The organism is Methanospirillum hungatei (assembly GCF_019263745.1).
GTDB classification, from domain to species: Archaea; Halobacteriota; Methanomicrobia; order Methanomicrobiales; family Methanospirillaceae; genus Methanospirillum; species Methanospirillum purgamenti.
In genome coordinates, this window is the sequence record NZ_CP077107.1 from 1,874,734 (window position 1) to 1,893,514 (window position 18,781).

General features: G+C 35.1%; 12 protein-coding genes and 2 pseudogenes. 3 read left to right on the top strand and 11 right to left on the bottom strand.

Features of this window, described 5'->3' with window-relative positions; genetic code table 11:
• The first annotated feature begins 85 nt into the window (after positions 1 to 85).
• The gene (locus KSK55_RS09015) at positions 86 to 3,466 is read left to right on the top strand and encodes a rhamnan synthesis F family protein (protein ID WP_218606660.1); all 3,381 of its coding nucleotides are present in this window, start codon (positions 86 to 88) and stop codon (positions 3,464 to 3,466) included.
• Positions 3,467 to 3,899: 433 nt separating this feature from the next.
• Positions 3,900 to 5,518, top strand: a pseudogene (locus tag KSK55_RS09020) (IS1634 family transposase).
• Here the strand turns inward: KSK55_RS09020 and ltrA are convergent.
• Positions 5,506 to 6,873 (bottom strand): group II intron reverse transcriptase/maturase, encoded by a 1,368-nt coding sequence (gene ltrA / locus KSK55_RS09025; RefSeq protein ID WP_218606661.1) that lies wholly within the window; start codon positions 6,871 to 6,873, stop codon positions 5,506 to 5,508. The pseudogene KSK55_RS09020 and the gene ltrA sit on opposite strands and share 13 nt — an antisense overlap.
• 614 nt (positions 6,874 to 7,487) lie before the next feature.
• On the opposite strand from ltrA, the pseudogene KSK55_RS09030 reads away from it, so the two are divergent.
• Positions 7,488 to 9,106: pseudogene (locus KSK55_RS09030) on the top strand (IS1634 family transposase).
• Positions 9,107 to 9,200: 94 nt separating this feature from the next.
• Here KSK55_RS09030 and KSK55_RS09035 read toward each other — a convergent pair.
• The 10 genes from KSK55_RS09035 to KSK55_RS09080 all read right to left on the bottom strand — a co-directional run bounded on the left by KSK55_RS09035 (position 9,201) and on the right by KSK55_RS09080 (position 18,775).
• On the bottom strand, positions 9,201 to 10,529 hold the full coding sequence (locus KSK55_RS09035) for an IS1634 family transposase (RefSeq protein ID WP_218606662.1): 1,329 nt from the start codon (positions 10,527 to 10,529) through the stop codon (positions 9,201 to 9,203).
• Between the two features lie 514 nt (positions 10,530 to 11,043).
• Positions 11,044 to 12,030, bottom strand: a complete 987-nt coding sequence (locus KSK55_RS09040; protein WP_218606663.1) for a lysylphosphatidylglycerol synthase transmembrane domain-containing protein — start codon at positions 12,028 to 12,030, stop codon at positions 11,044 to 11,046.
• Positions 12,031 to 12,051: 21 nt separating this feature from the next.
• Complete coding sequence (locus KSK55_RS09045) at positions 12,052 to 12,711, bottom strand: glycosyltransferase family 2 protein (protein ID WP_218606664.1); 660 nt, start codon at positions 12,709 to 12,711, stop codon at positions 12,052 to 12,054.
• A 13-nt stretch (positions 12,712 to 12,724) separates the two neighbouring features.
• Entirely contained in the window at positions 12,725 to 13,498 is a 774-nt protein-coding gene (locus KSK55_RS09050; protein WP_218606665.1) for a class I SAM-dependent methyltransferase, read from the bottom strand.
• Positions 13,499 to 13,503: 5 nt separating this feature from the next.
• A complete protein-coding gene (locus KSK55_RS09055; RefSeq protein WP_218606666.1) occupies positions 13,504 to 14,499 on the bottom strand; it encodes a GHMP family kinase ATP-binding protein in 996 nt (331 codons plus the stop codon).
• 12 nt (positions 14,500 to 14,511) lie between these two features.
• Positions 14,512 to 15,210 carry a sugar phosphate nucleotidyltransferase gene (locus KSK55_RS09060; RefSeq protein WP_218606667.1) on the bottom strand — a complete coding sequence of 233 codons (699 nt, stop codon included), beginning with the start codon at positions 15,208 to 15,210 and terminating at the stop codon, positions 14,512 to 14,514.
• Positions 15,211 to 16,155, bottom strand: coding sequence for an NAD-dependent epimerase/dehydratase family protein (locus tag KSK55_RS09065; RefSeq protein ID WP_218606668.1), 945 nt, complete (start codon positions 16,153 to 16,155; stop codon positions 15,211 to 15,213). It abuts the gene before it with no gap.
• Entirely contained in the window at positions 16,152 to 17,435 is a 1,284-nt protein-coding gene (locus tag KSK55_RS09070; RefSeq protein ID WP_218606669.1) for a protoporphyrinogen/coproporphyrinogen oxidase, read from the bottom strand. Before KSK55_RS09070 ends, KSK55_RS09065 begins: the two co-directional genes overlap by 4 nt.
• Positions 17,436 to 17,477: 42 nt before the next feature.
• Positions 17,478 to 18,194 carry a transaldolase gene (locus KSK55_RS09075; RefSeq protein ID WP_218606670.1) on the bottom strand — a complete coding sequence of 239 codons (717 nt, stop codon included), beginning with the start codon at positions 18,192 to 18,194 and terminating at the stop codon, positions 17,478 to 17,480.
• On the bottom strand, positions 18,191 to 18,775 hold the full coding sequence (locus tag KSK55_RS09080; RefSeq protein WP_218606671.1) for a D-glycero-alpha-D-manno-heptose-1,7-bisphosphate 7-phosphatase: 585 nt from the start codon (positions 18,773 to 18,775) through the stop codon (positions 18,191 to 18,193). Before KSK55_RS09080 ends, KSK55_RS09075 begins: the two co-directional genes overlap by 4 nt.
• Positions 18,776 to 18,781 lie beyond the last annotated feature (6 nt).

Genomic DNA, 18,781 nt, shown 5'->3' on the forward strand with positions numbered 1-18,781 from the left:
AGGTTGATAAAAAAAGAACAGAAATAATCAACATTTTCCAAACAAAACAATTCAAAAAAATCGATATAAATTTGAGATGATTTAGATGAGTAAACACACCTATATCCAGTTCATTACTTTTATTCAGGGATGCCAAGACTATAGATATATAAAAAAATCAATATATTTTGATCCCAACTGGTATACTAGTAAATATCGTGATGTCGCGGTTTTTGGGATTAATCCGGCATGGCATTACGCACACTATGGATGGCGTGAACATAGGAACCCCGGCCCCAATTTCTCTACACAATTTTACCTCAATAATTATCCAGATATTAAGAAGGCAGGAATTAATCCACTTATCCATTATGAGAAGATTGGTTTCAGTGAGGGGCGATTACCTAAACCAGATCTTCTAGGATTGAATAGAGATAATAAAGTTCATTCAATCAAATCTTTTACATCACAATCTGTAACTATCATGGAGGATGTCGAACAGAAAATAAATCACAGTAATATCCAATCTGTTGATATCATTAAAAAGAATGTCACAGATACTGTCGGATGGCAAATTTTTCTCTTTTTAAAAAGAAAATTTTTTCATTTTTTATGGCACCCGATATCCAATTTAATTGAGAGAAATATCTCTCTTTTTCATGATGGACTAATAATTCTGAAAAAAGATGGTTTCAAGGCATTAATTATTGCTGCCAAGAGGCACATAAAAAATTGCAAAAATCCAAAATATACCCAATTTATAGGGAAAAGAGATGGTTTTGGGGAGAAATATTCAATTAATCCCACCCAATTCATAATGTTAACTGATAAAAAAATAGTTGTACATGCCCATGTTTATTACATTGATTTGTTTGATGAAATCTGCGAATTTTTACAAAACATTCCCTACAATTTTACATTACTCATCTCTGTTACACAACATGAACATAAACAAGTAATTACTGAAAAGTTAAAACAAATTCCACATCTGGAATATTCGATTATAAGAGTAGTGGAAAACCGTGGACGAGACCTTGCGCCACTTTTTGTTGAATTTGAATCAATCATTAGGGAATATGATTACATCTGCCACATTCATACAAAAAAATCATTATACAGCGGGAAAGAACAAAAAAACTGGCGAAAACATCTTTTTGAAGGTGTACTCGGCTCAGAACAACTCATTCGCGCCATTTTTACTGCATTTCTAAAAGATCCGAAATTAGGCATAATATATCCTGAGATTTTTCCAGAACTGACATATATCGCATGTACTTGGTTATCAAATAAAAATCTAGGATCAATAATTGCAAATCGGTTAAACATTCAATTTGATCCCGATATTTATTTTGATTACCCTATAGGTTCGATATTTTGGATAAAGCGCGAAGCATTAGAACCATTATTAGACTTAAATCTCCAGTTAACTGATTTTCCTGAAGAATCAGGCCAAAATGATGGAACTCTGCAACATGCTCTTGAAAGATGTTTTGTTTTATCAGCACAAAGTAAAGGATTTCATCATTTAGTAGTAACAAATCCAAAACTACTGCATTTAAGTTATAAAAGTAGTAAAAATTTTCAAAAATATTTTTGTCAACCATCAATTATTGAGATTCTTCCATTTATATCCGTTGTCTCCTTTGATCTCTTTGATACTCTGCTGATAAGACCTTTCGCAACACCACATATGGTATTCAGTTACCTTGAAGAGCGAATCTTCTCAGAATATGGTATTAAGGGGTTTAAAAATTTACGACAAAAAGCAGAGAGTTTCGCTCGTAAAAAGAAAAATTACCAGGGTGATGTAAAACTTTCAGAAATTTATGCAACCCTATCAGAAATTTCCCCAATTGATAATAAAACGGCATCTGAAATGCTAAACTTGGAATTCTCCACGGAACTGGAAATTCTTATCCCCCGAAAAGAGGTTATTGATGCCGCTAGAGAAGCAAAAAATCTAGGAAAACGCTTGATTCTAATATCTGATACCTATTTTGAAGAGACTCATATCAGGCATATTCTCGAAAGTAAAGGTATTGATTTTTTTGACAAACTATATTTATCCAGTGAAACAGGGAAAAGAAAAGATAGGGGGGATTTATGGGATTATGTAATTGAATCTGAAGGTCTAATTCCGGATAAATATTTGCATGTTGGAGATAATGAAGAAACTGATTGGCAAAGACTCTTTGATAAAGGATACGGCATTATTATTCATGTAATTCGTCCAACTGCACTTTTTCAAATGACAGATTTTGGGGCACAATTATGGTCAACCAGTGATCCATACAAGAACTGGAGAGATAACCTTCTTTTCGGCAAGTATGCAAATTTTTTTTGCTTAAAACCAAACAATAATCGAATGTTCTCATCTTCTTTATCAATTGAAGAACCCTATTCTTTTGGGTACATTGTTTTCGGTCCTATAATTTTTAACTTTATTGTGTGGCTGATAAAAAATTCACAGAAAAAGAGGTGTGATCATCTCTGGTTTTTAGCCAGGGAGGGACACTTATTACATAGTGCATATATGTTAGTGGTTAACCATCTAAAAAAAACAGATGAGAATGTAAAATATCCAACCAGTGAATATTTTTTATGTTCGCGGCGTTCAGTAACTTTTCCTTTATTACAAATGGAGTCAGATCTCCATATTCTGCTAGATGGAGAATATAGAGGAAATTTGCGAGATTTTTTTACTAAAAGATTAAATGTCTCCTCATTATCAAATATTGAGGATATTCTTGGATCACAAATCCTTGAGATGAAGATCTCATTACCGGAGGATTATACCATATTATTTGGACATTTACAAAAAGTCTTACCTCAATTATTAGTGGAAGCTCAAAAAGAACGTGAATTATTTCTTGCTTATTGTCATAGCATGGGTTTTGATGAAGAAGCACAGATAGGAGTTGTCGATCTGGGATATTCAGGGACAATTCAAAAAGCTCTGATGGAACTACTATGTTCAGATATCCATGGATATTATTTTATTACTTCAAATTATTCTAAAAAAGTAAATCGAGCAACAGTTTTTGAAGCATATTATGGAAAAATTTTGGATCCTTCTGATATCAGACAATATCCACTCTTTATGTATAGTCTGTTACTTGAGGCAGTTTTAACCAGTCCGAAAGGGCAGTTAATCAGGTTTTCATCTGGTTTATCCGGAGATATTTATCCGGTTTTCAAAGAAGCAGGAAAGTCACAAATTGAGTTCACTCGAATTGATCAGATTCATAAAGGAATACTGACATTTATTGAGGAGATGTTGGATCAATTCGGGGATTATGCATTGGAAATTGAATTCCCGATACAAAATGCTCAGAGATGTTTCATAGATGTTGTTAATGGGGCTATAGATATTGGAGGATTGAAAGGCACTTTATCAGTAGAGGATGATCATACAGGGATGGGCGAGATTAATGTTTTAAAACATTACAACGATGTGTTAAGACAACATAATCCTCATGATAATTGACATTACTGATCTTAAAGCCGACACTCGGCACCAAAAAATTCACTCATAATATTTTTCCACATGCGGCCCTATCAATCGAACAATATCTCTTAATTCATCTGTGAAGTCGAATAGGGAGAAGAGATTACTCCCTTCCCCCCTTCTAAGAACCGTACGTGAATCCTTTCGATTCATACGGCTCAAGTACCTTACAACCCGAATTTCGGGCGGTAGATAGGAAAGTAAGTTAATTTCACTTGAACATCTGGCGTTCTTTTCTTCATCCTCTTGATACGATTGAGAAAGTACTCTCTGTCAAGAAAAGGATTCCTGTCGAGTTTAACCATGAAATGCCTTCTGATTGATCCCACGTTCCGCAGATCCTTTTATAAAATTCAATTAATCATAAAAGCTTAACTATAAATACTTCCTGATCGATCTCTATGGATAAACGATGAATTTCGATGATATCTTCGTATCAGATTCAGATCGGACAATCGGTCATCTTGGACTTGTTGCTGGTAGTTATGATGAACTGAATATTGGTCAGATAATTGATAATTTCATTCCAAAAACAGGTCCACATCACTTGACACATGGCGATATTGTTAAAGCAATGGTCATAAATGGCCTAGGATATATTGAACGGCGGCTTTATCTTTTTCCTGCATTTTTTACCGATATCTCCCTCACTCGTCTTTTTAACAAGGAGATCACTCCAACACAATTGAATGATGATCTTCTGGGTCGGACTTTAGATGCAATTCATGCGTTTGGAGAAACCGAAATGTTCAATCATATTGTATCGGAATGCCTTGAAAGAGACCAATTCGCAATCAATTTAGTAAATAACGATACTACCAACTTTAGTGTCCATGGAAACTATGACTCAGACAGCAATACTGAAGAAATTGAGATAACGCATGGTCATCCAAAGGATGGTCGCTGGGATCTTAAACGATTTGCACTTGGAATGGCAACCAATCAACATGGAATTCCTCTTCTTCTTCAGACATTCTCAGGGAATGAGTCTGATAAAAAAGCACTCCTTGAGATCATAACGAAAGTTAAAAAGAACCTCAATGTTGCAGAAAAAGTCATTCATGTAGCAGATTCAGCATTCTATACTGAAGAAAATCTTCAGACGCTCGGCTTTCATACCTTCTGGATATCACGTGTTCCCTTAACAATATCTGAAGCTGAGTCTCTTCGAAAAACTTCTGAATCTTTCACTTCCTGCGAAGACAGTCGTTATTCATACTATTGCTCATCATCCAATTACGCCGGAGTCAGACAAACTTGGATTGTCTTTCATTCAAGTGAACAACAAAGAAAAAAAGAGAAGGATTTTGATAAAAAAGTAGAGAAAGAACTCATACGAGCTCAAAAATCCCTAAAACACCTGGCCTGTAAACGTTTTGCCTGTGAACCCGATGCCAGAAGTGCTGCTGCCGAATGGGTTTCGAAACACCCGTGGGTAATTTTTGATACTTGTTCTATAAAACAAGTTCACGAGCGATTAGAGAAGAAACGGGGACGGCCTGGAAAAGATGAAACGCTCATACTGAAATATGTTATTGAGGCTGATATCTCACTAAATTTTACTGAATTAGAAAAAGAAAAGTCAATTCTTGGCAGATTTATTATTGCGACAAATGATCTGGATTTGGATCCTGAAACCACGTTAAACTATTATAAAGGTCAATCACAGGTCGAAAAAGGATTCAGGTTTCTGAAGGATAAAACTTTCCGGGTATCTGACGTATTTCTTAAAAATACTGAGAGAATTCAGGCTTTGGCAATGATCATGGTTCTTTGTCTATATGTATACGCCGTAACAGAGTACAAGTTACGGAAAAGTCTCAAAGAGACTAATGAAACAGTGCCGAATCAAACAGGTAAACCAACTCAAAAACCAACATTACGCTGGATTTTCTTTTTATTTCGAAGAATTAGAGAACTCTCACTTCGGATTGATGGCAGAATCGTCACCAAAGTTCTCAATTTGGATAAAACGATTCGGAAATTATTAGATTGCTTGGGACGCATCATGAAAAATATTATTTCACATAACAAACTGCGGAATGTGGGATTGATGTTTCAGAGAACATTTTTAGTGTCTGTTCCTCCGAACAAAATACCCAGTTCCGATTCCCTTTCTTTGACCAGTATCGTTGTGCTACCCATTTGCGTCCCTTATCAGGATGCCTTCGTTTCGCCCATTGCCACAGTTGATTCCATAGAATAAAATCCATTCTGTTAAATGTTTTCGTTGAGGCGATATGTCGGTGATAATTTGTCCACCCAATAATAATTGGGTTGAGTTTCTGAATCACCTTGTCCTGATTCCAGGCGGCAGCTTTAAGAAGAACCAATCCGATTTTCCGGGTAATCTTCTTCACAGACTCTTTGGATGGCTTCATCAGGAGAACCCCTCTGTATTTACGTATATTAATACCCAAGAAATCAAACCCATCATTGATGTGCGTGATTTTCGTCTTGGATTCAGATAGTGTTAATCCCCTTTTTGCAAGAAAGTCGCTGATAAGGGATTTTACTTCTTCAGCAATTTCTTTGGTGGGAGTAGTGACCACGAAATCGTCCGCATATCTGACAAAATGTACTTTCATCTTTGGATACCTTTCCATAATCAGATCTTCCATTCCATCGAGTGCCATATTAGCAAGGATCGGTGAAATGATGCCACCTTGTGGTGTTCCTTGATCGGTTGGGAACAAGTTCTGTTCGTAGATATATCCTGACTTTAAGAACTGGTTTAAGATCGATAAATCAATCAGAACATTTTCTTTAAGCCATTGATGAGAGATGTTGTCAAAGCATCCTTTAATGTCGCCTTCAAGTATCCATTCTGCCCCGGTTTTATGCCATAGGCAAACGTATAGGTACTGAGATGCATCTTGAGTACTACGGAACAGTCTAAATCCGAATGACCGAGAATCAGCAAGAGTTTCTGCAACTGGTTGAAGAGTAAAGGCATATAATGCCTGCATTGCCCGGTCGTACATTGTTGGGATAGAAAGAGGACGTTTCGTATCTTTACCAGGTTTAGGAATATATATCCGCTTTAAAGGTTGAGCTTTGTATTGTTTATCTGAAAGACTTAATGCTGCCTGCATCTTATCTTTCGAAGAGGTCCAAAGTTCACCATCAATACCTGGAGTTCTCTTCCCACGGTTGTGAGTGACAATCCGTATCGCAAGGAGTTTTGCGTGGAATGAATGAGAAAGAAGATACTGAAGCCGTTTCGCTAAATTATACTTACCTTCATTAACTGCCTTTGCAATCTGGGTCTGCAGCCTATTAACCGTTTCTCTCACATTCTTCCAGTCAATGGAATCCCATTGTTGGGAGAGAGAAATATTTGCACGTTTCTCGCTCTTTGGCGTCGTTGAATGACGTACATTCATAGATTTGCCTCCCTTCTTTGCCGTAAAGTACCTGCAGCAAGTCAGCACCCTTTCGGGTTGGAGAGACTCCTATCCTGTCAATTGCAGACAGACATTTGCTTTTTGCTGCTTCCTCTCCCGTCTATACCTTCAGTTTTTCTCACGAAGTTCTTACCTCATTGAGGAGCATATCCAGGTTACCAAGTTCTGATATTCAGATAATTCAGATGTTTTAGGAGCCATCTTTAGACCGGGAACCATCTGTCCGTTCGACATATTGTGTGGGTTACCAATACATCCTGATTCCATACCTTTTGGTTCAAGCGTAGTCAACCAGTTTTCGCTTGTCGCCGATTACGATCCATACGATGATTCAACATATGTTTCTCCATGACATCCTTTCCCTTGCAGATGAACAAGTTCTGGTTACCTGTTTTCCCCACGTTGTCCCATAGGCTTCACACCATTCCGTTACCAGAATCGCATGCTATGGTAGGGATATTCCGAGCGGATGGAATAGCATTACGCAATCTGAAATACCAGCTACATGTCACACACCCACATTCGCCAGATCTCTTAAATTAATTATATAATAGTAAACTATATAACTAAGTTTTATTCAATATCTATTAAGAATGGAATCCCTGGAAATTCCTCTTCAAATAGACTCGATTAAATCAATTGATCATCTTGGAATTGTAGCAGGAACATTCCACAAACTTGGTTTGGCTCAAATAATCGATCAAGCTCTCCCCAAAACTGGCAGCACCGATTATCCAGTTCTCAAATATTATTAGCTTTTATTCCCAACGGCCTCGGATTTACCGAGAGACGTCTATATCTTTTTCCGGAATACTGTCAAAACCTTGATCTCGAAAGACTGATAGGTCCAGATATTTCAGCCAGTCATTTCAACGAATCTGTATTAGGTCGATTAATGGATCAAATCCATGCCTATGGACCCACAAAGTTATTTACAGACCTAGTTACTCAAATGTTTACCGTTTACAAGGAGAAATTACAACTCGGTCACGTAGATACAACAAATTTCAGTGTTCATGGTGAATATGAAAACGGTTCTGGAGATAGTTGTATCAGAATTACAAAAGGACATCCAAAAGATAAACGATGGGATCTCAAACGATTCGTTCTCAGTCTAGTGGTGAATCAACACGGCATTCCGATATTTGCTCGGGCTCATGATGGAAACGAGTCAGATAAGGAGACATTAGTCAAAACCATTCTCTCTCTAAAAGAATCTTTTGAATTTGATCCTGATGTCATATTTATGGGAGATAGTGCCCTCTATACTGAAAAGAATATCAATTCTCTAGGCAATGAAACAAAATGGATCTCCAATGTTCCTGCTACGATTAACGAGATGACCGAACTCCTGAAAGCAGATGTGAATTTGGTTCCTACATCTGATCCCAGATATTCCTGCTGTTCCGTAAACTCTACTTATGGAGGGATCCTCCAAAAATGGATCATTGTCTCATCTGAAGAAATGAAAGTTCGTGAGGAAAAAACATTTGATAAAAACCTTGAAAAGCGATACAAGGTTGCAATAAAAGGATTGAAAGAGGTCACGACTATCCTTTATGAATGTGAAGCGGATGCCAGAAATGCTCTTACACGTTATCTGGATAAGGCATCATTGGTGGCTCTGAGTGAATCTGATGTTAAAATTGTTCATAAACGAGCAAATGGTAAGCGGGGGAGACCAAAAGAAGGTGAAGTTCTCCTGGCGAAATATCAAATAAAGGCCTCTGTCAAACCAAATCAGAAGACAATTGAGAAAGAACGTGCTTCCCTGGGCAGGTTTATTCTTGCAACAAATGTTCTCGATCTGGATGGTGAAGCAGTACTCAACCATTATAAAGGACAAATGCTGGTTGAACAAGGATTTCGATTCTTAAAAGACAAATCGTTCAGAGTTGCTGAAGTGTATCTGAAAAATGAGAGACGTATTGAGGCATTATGTATGATTATGGTTCTTTGCCTCATGATTTATGCATATACTGAGTGGTTAATGAGAAAGCGGTTGCAAGAAGAAAAGTCGTCTGTTTTGAATCAAAAGAAAAAACCAACTCAAAAGCCAACCTTAAAATGGATTTTCTTTAAGTTCAGGGAAATAAAATCCTGCACTCTCGTATTCAATGATAGATTATGCTCATCAGTTCAACGATTGAGTCCAGAGAACTTAAAGATACTACATTTGCTTGGACCGGAGTATGAAAAATTCTACACCTGAAAAAAGATCTGGCGAATGTGGGTTTGTCTATTATCCCTGAGACTATGCCTAAATGAGCGATGGTCACATTTGAATCAGCAACGATGGACATTATTCAAAAAGAGTATACAACGCACTCAGATTTAAATGTTTGTACTAAAAATAGGTTTCGTAACACTCGTTGCTGCCGAGTGTCGGCTTTATAATAGTTTAACGTGGTTTCAGGATCCAAATCCAGATCATTTGTCGCAATAATAAATCTGCCAAGAATTGACTTTTCTTTTTCTAATTCAGTAAAATTTAGTGAGATATCAGCCTCAATAACATATTTCAGTATGAGCGTTTCATCTTTTCCAGGCCGTCCCCGTTTCTTCTCTAATCGCTCGTGAACTTGTTTTATAGAACAAGTATCAAAAATTACCCACGGGTGTTTCGAAACCCATTCGGCAGCAGCACTTCTGGCATCGGGTTCACAGGCAAAACGTTTACAGGCCAGGTGTTTTAGGGATTTTTGAGCTCGTATGAGTTCTTTCTCTACTTTTTTATCAAAATCCTTCTCTTTTTTTCTTTGTTGTTCACTTGAATGAAAGACAATCCAAGTTTGTCTGACTCCGGCGTAATTGGATGATGAGCAATAGTATGAATAACGACTGTCTTCGCAGGAAGTGAAAGATTCAGAAGTTTTTCGAAGAGACTCAGCTTCAGATATTGTTAAGGGAACACGTGATATCCAGAAGGTATGAAAGCCGAGCGTCTGAAGATTTTCTTCAGTATAGAATGCTGAATCTGCTACATGAATGACTTTTTCTGCAACATTGAGGTTCTTTTTAACTTTCGTTATGATCTCAAGGAGTGCTTTTTTATCAGACTCATTCCCTGAGAATGTCTGAAGAAGAAGAGGAATTCCATGTTGATTGGTTGCCATTCCAAGTGCAAATCGTTTAAGATCCCAGCGACCATCCTTTGGATGACCATGCGTTATCTCAATTTCTTCAGTATTGCTGTCTGAGTCATAGTTTCCATGGACACTAAAGTTGGTAGTATCGTTATTTACTAAATTGATTGCGAATTGGTCTCTTTCAAGGCATTCCGATACAATATGATTGAACATTTCGGTTTCTCCAAACGCATGAATTGCATCTAAAGTCCGACCCAGAAGATCATCATTCAATTGTGTTGGAGTGATCTCCTTGTTAAAAAGACGAGTGAGGGAGATATCGGTAAAAAATGCAGGAAAAAGATAAAGCCGCCGTTCAATATATCCTAGGCCATTTATGACCATTGCTTTAACAATATCGCCATGGGTCAAGTGATGTGGACCTGTTTTTGGAATGAAGTTATCAATTATCTGACCAATATTCAGTTCATCATAACTACCAGCAACAAGTCCAAGATGACCGATTGTCCGATCTGAATCTGATACGAAGATATCATCGAAATCCATCGTTTATCCATAGAGATCGATCAGGAAGTATTTATAGTTAAGCTTTTATGATTAATTGAATTTTATAAAAGGATCTGCGGAACGTGGGAGTTCATTAGTTCTTAGTTTTGTTTGCATTTTCATCGATTCAAACATCACTAAGAGCACATTTATTTTTTGTTAGTGGCAAACTTGGGCTTTATCAATCGCATGGAAAGAATGAAGCGAAGAACTCCAGATGTCCAAGTGAAACTAAACTACTTTCCTAAATGCCGCCCGAAATTCGGGTTGTAAGGTGCTTGAGCCGTATGAATTGAAAGGTTCACGTACGGTTCTTAGAAGGGGGGAAGGGAGTAATCTCTTCTCTCTATTCGACTGTAATTTTAAAATTGACTAAATTGAAAAAACCATCAAATTTAAACTTGATTTCAGAATAGATGATTTTTAAAATTATTCATTGAAAATTATCTACTGCCGAGTGTCGGTTACTTTATCTTTTAATCGTAATTAAATATTAACCGATGAGATCTTAAGATCACTCTGATGGATCAATTTCCTTTTTTATTACAGATAAACTAATTCCCAAATACCATGTGCTAATAATTCCTGAAACAACAATGCAAACAAACATCATTGCATTTGCAACTATTGTGTAAGCAAAAGCAGTGTTGGAATTAATCCCAAAAGCAGTCAATCCCATAATGCCAAAATAATGATATGTGCCAATATTCCCTGGTGATGATGGAATCATTATTCCAAAATTAATTATAATCATTGTGAAGATGGCAATAAAAAAAAGAGAGGAGTTGGAAATATTAAATGCCATTAATAAAATAAAATACACGCAAGCTTCAATTAACCAAATCAAAATCGAACAGATTAAAGTAAAAAATGTTTGACAGCCATTTTTTAACATACCTAAACCAAGAAATAATTTTTCCAAGCAATTTTTAATTTTTAAGTCGTAATTACCTGGAAGAAAAAAAAGGAAGAAAGAAACCAAGGTAATAGTTTTTGATTGATAATATGTAGAGATTAGGATTATTATGATTCCTCCAAAAAATAGAGATGATGTAAAAACCCCTAGATTGCGTACCCATTCAGGAAAGGGATAAATTATCAATAAAATACTTAAAAATAAAACGAGGATTATCCCATCAAATATTCGTTCAAGAATGATTGAAGATAATGAGGCAATTTTGCTAATATTTTCTTTTATACCAATTAAATATGCCCTAACAAATTCTCCTAAACGCAAAGGTAAAAATGTATTTGCCATGAATCCAACAAAAAGAACACAAAAAATTGATGTAAATTGAATATTTTTCACCGATTTTAACATAATTTGCCATCTTATCCCACGTAATATGTAACTAAACAAAAAAAATGCAGCAGCAGCAAATATTAAAATTATATTAACATTAGATAATGAAGAAATAAATTCTTCTAAATTAAAATTTTTAAAACATAAAACAATAAAAAAAAAACTTAAAATAATTCCAAAAATAGTAATTTTTTTCATAATTATCGATAATTAGACTAATTAAAATTTTAAGTGAAATAATCTTTTAATGGTCCACATTGTACTAGAAAATGCTCTCATTGTAACATCCCCAATGCGCTCATTATAATCAATTGGAATTTCTTTCATTTTATATCCCATTTGAATAGGTTTTATTAATAATTCTACAGGAAAGGCTGCACCTGCAGGGTTCCATTGAATGTTGTGTATCATTTCTTTTTTATATGCTCGCATACCGGAGTGAATATCGGTAGTTTGAATTCCAAATAGTAATTTTGTTGAAAAAGCAAAAAACCAATTGGCAAGATAATTACCAAAGGGCATGTTTTTAGGCTTTTTATTACCTAAACGTGATGCATTGACAATATCATATCCCTGTTCCATCCAATAAACTAATTCTGGAATCTTTTTTGTAGGGTAGGTATCATCACAATCAAGGGTAATAATTATTTCATTATTTGCAGACATTAATGCCAATTCCATTGCTTTCCCATATCCTTGAGGAGGATATTGGCGGATAACTTTACACCCTAATTCATGAGCAATATCAGGAGTCTTATCAGTACTACTATCCACAATCAAAATTTCAGAATCAGGAACAATACAATTAATATCATTAATGACTTTTGATATTGCTCGTTCTTCATTTAAAGTAATCATGACAACAGAAATATTTGACATAAAAATCGCCCTTTTATTTATGAGGTTTAGCTATAAATATAAATTGAAATGAAAAGAAATTTTTCCAGATTTTTGCTAATTTATATTCAATTGGATATATCCTCTTCAAGTAAAATTGGTATTGCCTTGACTGAATAATCATCCTAGGATCTACTTGAGGAACGCCATTTCGAACAAACCAGCTTTTTATCCAAGGTACAAAGGGCCGGATAAAATTTGGCGTAATATCAAGTAAAAGGATTTCATACCCGGCCTTTTGAATCAATATTTTTGCTGTTTTTCTTGTAAAAAACCGGATGTGCGTTTTATCCAATGTACCTGTATCTTTATAAGTAAAAGAACCGAAAAGTAAAGAAAATCGAACATTCCAAGTTGCAATATTAGGTATGGAAGCGATTATTGTGCCACTTGGTTTAAGAAATTGAATGTATTTACTTAATAAATCTGCTGGATCATATATATGCTCAAGGATATCTGCAAAGATAATTAAATCAAATTTTTCATTCACAATTTCCTCTGGAAGATTCTCTAATTCAGTAGCATTAGAAACAAACGCACCATTTATACGATCTTTTGCAACAGAAACTGCATATTTTGAGATATCTATCCCATAAACAATATTATTCCTCTTTTGAAGTTCTTCTCCCAATGCTCCAAAGCCACACCCCACATCCAAAATTTTCAAATTTGAGCCAACATGTTTTACTATTCCTTGATTAATATCCTCAAAATAGTGATAATTTTCTTTTTTATCATGTACCATTATTTTAACCACATCCAATTCCATGAGCATTATTTTTTCATGTTAAATAAAATTTTTGCCCCTTCGAAGTCAAACCTGAACCTCATTGGTTTGAGCCCTTTTTCTTTCATTGCACGAGTAAGAAGATCATGTTTTTCAGGTGCATAAAACATAAAAAATCCACCTCCTCCGGCACCCATAATTTTACCGCCAATAGCTCCATTTTTCAGAGCAATTTCATAGCAGGAATCAATAAAGGGGTTAGAAATATTTTTTGAAAGTTGTTTTTTATTGTTCCAATGAACATCAAGAAGTTCCCCGAATTTATCCAAATTTCCATTTTCAAATGCATTCCTAGTATCATAGCCAATTTTTTTAATCTGATGCAGAGAATCAATAACATCAGATTCATCTTTTATACTTTTTTCATTTTGTTCTGACAAAATATCTGATGCACTTCGTTCGATGCCAGTATAATATAACAGAACATTTCTCTCCAATTCATCTATTGCATCATCACTCATTTTAATAGGATCTACAACCACATCGCCATTTTTTTCAAAAGTGAGAGTGGTAATTCCACCAAAAGCACTAATATATTGATCCTGTTTTCCAATCGGTTGTCCAAGTTTCTCAATTTCAATCATACATGCTTCTTCTGCTAATTGCTTTTGAGATAGATAATCACGATTATATGCATGCAGGGCATTGAGAAGAGAAACAGTAAAACTACTTGATGACCCGAGTCCACAATTTGCAGGGACATCTGCAATAGACACGAGCTCAATACCGCATCCATCATGTGGTTGCACATGTCGGAGAGCTTCCTTAAAGATTCCATGCTGGATTTCTTCATATGAATCCACAATTTCAGTTTTAGAATAACCTAAACGAATTGTGTTGTAAAAACGCCTGTTTGCAGATATAAAAATATATTTATCTATTGCCCCGGAGATTAAAAAACCTCCGTATTTCGAATAATACGATTCCAGGTCAGTACCTCCTCCTCCGAGGGAAATCCTTACAGGTGCTCTTGAGATTATCATAGTATTCTTCCATTATTTATAATTATTCAGAATATACTGACTAAATTCTTCCATACCTTTATGCGATCCGACTTCATAAAATCTCTTCTTTGCTTCATAAGCTGATAACTCATTTTGTGCAATTAATTGTTGAAGGACCATCTCTAATGGATAAACATGGTTTATTGGAATTAGATCCAGTACCTTTTTTCTAAATAGCAAAATACCATAATCTATGTAATCTAAATCACCCAGAATGTTCTTTTTATCGTATTTTGAGACCATTCCATTTAAAACCAACACATTACTTATATCAAATTGGTTTTGATTTCTATAGACAACCATGAGAGCTTGCTTTTCAGATTTTTTAAAAAGACTGTAAACAGATTCAAAGTCCAAAAAAAGATATGAATCCCCATATATAACGAAAAATTCATCCCAAACAAGCGACTCTGCTTTCTTTATTGCACCACCGGTACCTAAAAGTGTGTCACCATCTTTACTATATAAAATAGACACTCCAAACTTTGAACCGTCCCCAAAGTACCCTTCAATTTTTTCTGAAAGATGACCAACACATAAAATAATATTAAAAATACCTGCTTTTTTTAAAAATCTAATTTGATACTCAAGAAAAGGTTTGTTGTTTATTAAAACCATCGATTTAGGAATAGTTTCTGTAATTGGTCTCAATCGGGTTGCCAACCCTCCCGCAAGAATTACAACCTGCATTTATACAGCACCAAGTTCTTTAATCAGTGCTTTAATAGTTAAATGAACTGCTTCATCGGATGTATATTTTGCCTTCCAACCAAGAGTATTGATTTTTAGACAATCGCACCGGTATTGTGGAACATCTCCTGGCCACCCACGATCTGAACCTGTGTATTTACATTTGGTATTAGTGAGCTTCATTTCTTCTAATACCATTCGTGCAATTTTTTGGACACTGGTTGATGAATCACATCCCAAATTAAAAACATTTACTCGATCCTTAGAGTTGAAAAGACCAAATAATATCCCTTCGATACAATCATTTACTTCAAGGTATGGTTTCTCTTGTGTTCCATCTCCAAGGATTTCAAGTTCTAAAGGATTCTTTTTTAATTTATTAATAAAATCAAAAATTACTCCATGTGTTCCACGATCTCCAACAACATTAGCAAAACGATAAATCCATCCTTGTAAACCAAAAGTATTACAAAAGGCGCTAATGAGGCCTTCTGAAGCTAATTTCCCGGCACCATACAGAGAAATCGGCAATACGGGACCAAAATCTTCATGTATGGGTTTTACAGGGACTTCACCATATATTGTTCCACTGGATGAGAATACAATTTTATTAATATTATTAACTCTCATCGCTTCTAGAACATTATATGTTACGATTGTTTCCTGATGTAGATCTAACGATGTGTCGATATTACCTAATCTGGCATCAGGATTTGCAGCAAGATGAAAGACAATATCATGATTCTCAATCGAACGAATAAGCAAGTCCTTATCTAAAAGATCTCCTTTAATCAAGGCAAAATTGTTGTTTTTGTGATGATGATGGATAAAACTTTCTCTACCAGAAGATAGATTATCAAAAACCGTTACAGAACCAATTTTTATCAGATGATCAACCAGATGACTTCCAATAAAACCTGCACCACCAGTGACAAAGGCTTTCATATTAATTCCTTATTTACAGTATTGGCTAAATCCATCGCACTTCGAATACATGCATCCATATTAAGATACTTATATTCCGCGAAACGCCCACATAATTCTATGCCCTGATCCTTCAAATAACTTTGAATAATAGCCAAATTTTGAGAGTATTCCAAATCAGGAATGACATATGCATATTGAGTTCTATTAATATCTGTTTCACATACATCTTCTTTTTTGAAAAAATCCTCCTCAACAAGACTATTGATGACACTATCAATAATTTCATCGTCAGTCATGTTCCAAATGGTATCTCCATTATTCGCAGTTATTTCTGCCATAATCGATGATTTTCCAGCAGGAACATTATTTATACTGAAATACTTATTAAAGCATATACGATGAAATAGGTGGTGTGGATCAGGGATATAAACCGCGGTTTTATCTGATAAATTCTCAACATTCACCCCAATCATTACAACGATCAGAGAATTATATCTGAGCTTCTTAGCTGTATCCAAAATGTGATGAGGAACATCTTCTAACGCGTTTAATAAATTAAATATTGGTATCGTAGAAATAATTCTATCAAATTTTCTATCATCAACCCCATTGCTTACAACCCATTGATCTGCTTGACGACTAATACTCGTAACCTCAAAATTATTGGAGACATTGGTAATTTTATTCTTAATGGCCTCAATTAATCCTTGAATTCCTCCTGAAATAGGATAGTAAAAATATAATTGATGTACATATCCTTCTGTTTCAATTCCGATTGCGGATTTTATAATATCTTCTACAGGGGGTTTAGGAACTCTTTCAACCCAATCGAGTCCCATTAATTCAATATCAATATTCCAGATCTTCTCATTATATGGAATAAGATACTTCTCCGCAATTCCTTTTCCAAAAGTATAATAAATCCACTCCTTAAAGTTGGTAGGTTTGGGAAATGAATTATTTATAAAATGAAATAAGCATTCATAATTATCATTTTTTGGAATCTCAGATAGGCCATTTTCAAATGGATATTTTACTAATCCTTTTTTGAACAGGACTTTGTTATTTCGATAATGTCGATCTACATTTTTATCTAATACCGACACCATAAAATCCAAAACCTCCTGATCTTTTGAAAAAATTATATGGCCACCCCAATCATAGGAAAAACCATTTTTTGTGAAGGTTCTACATAGTCCTCCACAAACAGGATCCTTTTCGATTACCTCAGCTTCACATTGTAAAAAGTAAGCTAAAGTTAGCCCAGTTAATCCACCTCCTAATATTCCGATTTTCATACAATAAGCCCCATAATGTTAAAAATAAAGTAAAAAAAATAATTATATTTTGTACCCTGCACTTTGTGCATCAGCATAAAACATATGAACCGTTTCTAATGAGAGTTCAGAAAGATCTTTTCCCACAAGTGATAATTTTTTAAGAATGTCATTGGTGATGGTTATTATGTGGCAACCGCATTTTTCAGCCTGAAAGAGATTTAATAATTCACGAGTACTTGCCCATAATAATTCTGTCTTTTCATTAGGTTTTAATATTGCTGCTGCTTCTGACATGATTGGAATAGGATCACAACCCGTATCAGCGATGCGCCCTGCAAAAATCGAAACAATCGCAGGAGTTTCTGGAGATAACACTTCAAATACCCCTTTAACTTGATTGAGAGTCAAAATGGCGGTTATATTTAACTGGAGACCATCATGAGAGAGTTTCTTAATAAGGGGGATTGAAAATTCTCCCTTTGTATTGGTGATTGGGATTTTAATGTACACATTTTTTCCCCATCCAGAGATAATTTTTGCTTCCCGCTCCATATTCTGAAAATCGTCTGAAAAAACCTCAAATGAAATTGGTAGATCAGGAATTAATTTTATTACCTCTTTTGCAAACTTTTCATAATCCTGGACTCCAGCCTTTTTCATTAAAGTTGGATTAGTAGTAAAACCACTTACTATTCCTTTGTTATATTCTTCAATCATACCATTGAGATCAGCGCCATCTGCAAAAAGTTTTATATTTAAATTTTTTAATTGACTCATACTTTATTCCAGTTTTCCAAAATTATTTCAATTGATTCCTTTAAATTCTTTACGATAAATCCCGGTGAAGAAAATTTTTGATATTCCACAGAGAGAGGATATTTCACAAGAATCGTTTTTACTCCTGCAGCAATTCCACATTCAATATCAGAATCTCTGTCACCAATCATCCAGGAATTATGTATTTCAATATTGAACTTTTTCGAGGCCTTTTTTATAAAATATGGGCTTGGTTTTCGACATTCACATTGAAATGAATAATCTGGAATTATTCCATTTGGATGATGATAACAATAATAATATTCTTCGATGTTGATCCCCTTTTTTTTTAACATCTGATCTAACGCATGATGGACGTCTTTTAGTTTCTGAAGGGTTGTTTTCCCTTTTGCATAATCCGGTTGATTCGAAATAACAAATAATTTAAATCCAGCTTTTTGAAGAGCACAGAGCGATTGAATTACATTAGGTAAAAATATTAATTCTTCAGGAGAATGAGGGGGTTCATATTCATTTGTTACTTGATTTAGCACCAAATCATTTAGAGTACCGTCTCTGTCCAGAAATACTGCCGATTCCATAAAAAA